We start from the raw sequence: 3,334 nt of genomic DNA on the forward strand, positions 1-3,334 counted from the left end.
TCTCCTCGTACGCGTAGAACGGTCGGTACGGCACCTCCACCGCGGCCCAGTAACGCCGCCGTTCCGCTTCGGTCATGCCGGCCGGCAACCCGGCGAACCGCCGCATGGCCAGCAGGCGACCCGCCTCGGCCCGCTCCTTTTCGGCCTGGTCGACCCGCATCGGCACCGGAAGGACCCGGATGTCGCGCCGCCGGTACCGGTCCCGGACCGAGTGCGCCACCCGGGCCGCGCCGTCGATGCCCTGGTCGCTGAGGCTGAAGCAGTCGACAAGGGTGTCCGGTAGGTGCAGGGTGCAGATGTCGGCGACGTCGCTGAGCCCCGTCCGGCTGTCGATCAGGGTGAAGTCGTACTGGCGCTTCATGTCCGCCCGCAGCGCCTCGAAGAACTGCGCCCCACCCAGCCGGTTGTAGAAGTTGTCCCAGTCCAGCCCGCTCACCGAGACGGCGTAGTCGCTGTTCTGCCGGCCGGCGGAGAGGAAGTCGAGACCACCGCCGCCGGGGAAGTTCCAGCGCAGCGAAAACGCGTGCCGCCCGACCCGGGCGTACTGCTCCATCCAGCGGTCCGGTCGGTCGTCGACCCGGGTGGTCTCCCACTCGTAGTCACGGATCATGTCGATCACACCGCTGGTGCCCTGGATCGCCTCGGCGTCGAGGAACGGATGGAAGAAGCGGTGCAGACCGGGTGACTCGAGGTCCCAGTCGGCGACGAGCACTCGACGGCCGCTGGCGGCCAGGATCCAGGCCACGTTGGCGAGCGCCATCGTCCGACCCGTTCCCCCCTTGAACGAGTAGAAGGTGACGACCTGGCCTTCGCGATCGTTGTTCATCCGTCTTCCCCGGAGGGACGCGGTGGGCCCGGATCATCAGGCGGGGACGCGGGGTCGGTCGAGCCGGCGGCGGGCAGGCCGTCACGCAGGCTCGGCACCGGCTCCGGCTGTGGCTCGAAGGAGACGACCGGGCCGTACTTGAGGAACTGCCGGCGCGCCTCGGTGACCAGCGCGGGCATCAGGTCGACGAACTCCGGCATGCTGCACGCGCGCTTCACCTGGGGCAGCCCGGCGTCGTGCAGCAACTCGGTCACCTCGGTGGCCCAGCGGGTGGCGTTCTGGCTGTCCTCGTCGTCGGTGACCACCAACGGCACGACCCACTGCCGCAGGCCGTGCAGCATGCGGGCGAGCACCGCGGCCGCGGCTGGCGCCGCCGCGATCCACGGGTCGACAAGCAGCACGGCCGGCCGCCGGTCGAGCAGCGCGGAGGCCTGCGCGAAGTCCTCGGTACGGGCCGAGAGCCCGAGCCGCTCGGCGGTGCTGGCCGCGTACTCGGCGGCGGGTAGCTGCTGGCGGCGCCCGTACGGCCGCCAGAGCCGGCCGCTGGAGGCGTAGCCGGAGGGGTCGCGATCGTTTGGCAGTCGGTCCCGGGTCGGAGCCAGGACGGCCACGACGAAGTCCGGGTCGGTCGGCGCCGGGCGGACGACCTCGTCCAGGCCGGGTGCCCTGGACGGGCCGATCGGTTGTCGCTCGGCGGTGTGCACGATCCGGCTCGCCAGGCGGCTCAGCAGCAGCTCGTACTGCGCTCGGTAGGGGGCCAGCATGCAGAACGCGCGCAGGCCGTCGGCAGCGTATTCCGGGACGTCCCGGCCCAGGTCCAGGGCGCCATCCAACTCCGGATGGGCCTCCCACGGCGGGAACGGGATCCACAGCACCGGAGTGAGGTGGCCGGCGGTGACCCGGGCCGGCCCGGTGGCGGCCAACCGGGCGCGGAAGGACTCCTGCTCCCCCAGCGCCCAGGGGCGACTGAAGTAGCCGGGTGAGTAGAGCGGGACGAAGACCTCGGCGTCACCGAGCGCCTCGGCGAGGGCCGCCTTCCAGTCGGCGCCCAACGGGATGTGCTGGTCGAAGAAGCCGATCCGCATGCCGGCGACGGGTCGAGCCTGACGCCGCACCTCGTCGGTCAGGTCGGCGAAGAACTGGCCGACCCAGACGTCGGCGCCGGCACGGGCGCCCGGCGGCGGCGCCGAGTGGGCGTAGCTCAGGAAGAAGTACGTCCCTCGCGCTCCCGGTCGACGCCGGTCCGTCGGCGGGCTCACTCCTGCTCCTCGGCGAACCTGTTGCGCAGCTCGTCCACGCTCTCCGGCACCCACGGCTCGACCAGGTACGAGCGGTGGATGGCCACGATCCGCTGCGCGAGCCGCCAGACGACCGCCCGGTACACGTTCTCCCACCGCATGGTCAGCAAGCCATGGACCCCCTCCCGCTGGTGGTGCACCGCGATGTCGGGATCCGGCAACGCGGTCGCGGAGAAGCGCTGGACGTCGCGGAGCACCCGAGGCAGTACCACGCCGTTCGTCGGCAACCAGGTGACGGGCACGATCGCCGTCTCGTGGGGCGAGGCCGAGCTGCGCCGCGGGGTGATTCGTCGGCGGGAGAACGCGTCCCACTCCCGGCCGCACGAGGCACTGCCGAGCAGCGCCCTGGACACCAGCGGAACGAAGACCTGGCAGGTGCCGGCGGCGTGGAGCAGCTCTGGGCTCCAGCGATCCCCGTCCTCGATGGAGGTGTCCAGGAAGCCGGCGTTCATTCCGGTCACCGGGCCAACCAGTTCGCTGACGTGGACGGAGAGGTCTTCGAAGAAGCGGGAGACGTGCTCGGCGGTTTCGCCGGTCGCGCGGGCGACCAGCGCTCGTGAGCAGCTGATGAAAAAGAGTGGGGCGCGTGCGCTGGAGGGTGCGTCCACAGTGATCACCGTCGCCCCTCCGCCTTCCACCGCGGTCGGAACATCAGCGTAGTCCCCGCCTCACCGTTGAGCTGCCAGCCGGTTCGTGGCGAACCAGGCAGTCGCGAAGTCGACAGTGGATCGTGCCGGCAGCAGGCGCGCACCGGCCCGCCCCACCCGACTGTGGCGCACCAACGGCGTTCCGTCGAGCTCGGCACCGACCTGTGGGAAGTCCCGGTCGTCCAGGTCGAGGGCCCGGAAGTCGAGGCGGACCCGCCGCCCGTCGACAAGCCGGAAGCAGTGGTAGTCACGCTCCGGCGGCGGCACCGGCAGGCGGTACTCGGCCAGGTGCAGTGCGCTGCACGCCTCGTAGCCGAGGCCGAGCAGCAGGATCTGCCCGTCCGCCGCGTAGAGCTCGCCCATCGGTGAGCGCTCCCCGAGGTGGCAGGTGAGGTCGTGGCCGTCGGTGAGCTGCCGGGCCCGCGGGCCGAGCGCGGCGAACGAGGTCTGCGGATGGTCGCTGCGCACGGCACCGGGGGCACACCGGACGTACTCGGCGAGCGCCCCCATCCGCTGCGAAGGGGTGGTCCGGCGGTCCCAGCCCGGCAGCGCTGCCTCGTACC

The 3,334-nt window shown here is 71.8% G+C and carries 3 protein-coding genes and 1 pseudogene; all 4 read right to left on the reverse strand.

The window, feature by feature from the left end; translation table 11 throughout:
- Positions 1-826: pseudogene (locus ABZ749_RS32185) on the reverse strand (tetratricopeptide repeat protein); the annotation flags it as partial.
- Positions 823-2,085, reverse strand: a complete 1,263-nt coding sequence (locus ABZ749_RS32190) for a TIR-like protein FxsC (RefSeq protein WP_357234481.1) — start codon at positions 2,083-2,085, stop codon at positions 823-825. The pseudogene ABZ749_RS32185 and the gene ABZ749_RS32190, both read right to left, overlap by 4 nt.
- Complete coding sequence (locus tag ABZ749_RS32195) at positions 2,082-2,741, reverse strand: TIR-like protein FxsC (protein ID WP_357234484.1); 660 nt, start codon at positions 2,739-2,741, stop codon at positions 2,082-2,084. Before ABZ749_RS32195 ends, ABZ749_RS32190 begins: the two co-directional genes overlap by 4 nt.
- 51 nt (positions 2,742-2,792) lie before the next feature.
- The coding region (locus ABZ749_RS32200) for an AAC(3) family N-acetyltransferase (protein ID WP_357234486.1) at positions 2,793-3,334 on the reverse strand (542 nt) is incomplete at its 5' end.

Origin of the sequence: Micromonospora sp. NPDC047753 (assembly GCF_040642735.1) — a bacterium.
Classification (GTDB): domain Bacteria; phylum Actinomycetota; class Actinomycetes; order Mycobacteriales; family Micromonosporaceae; genus Micromonospora.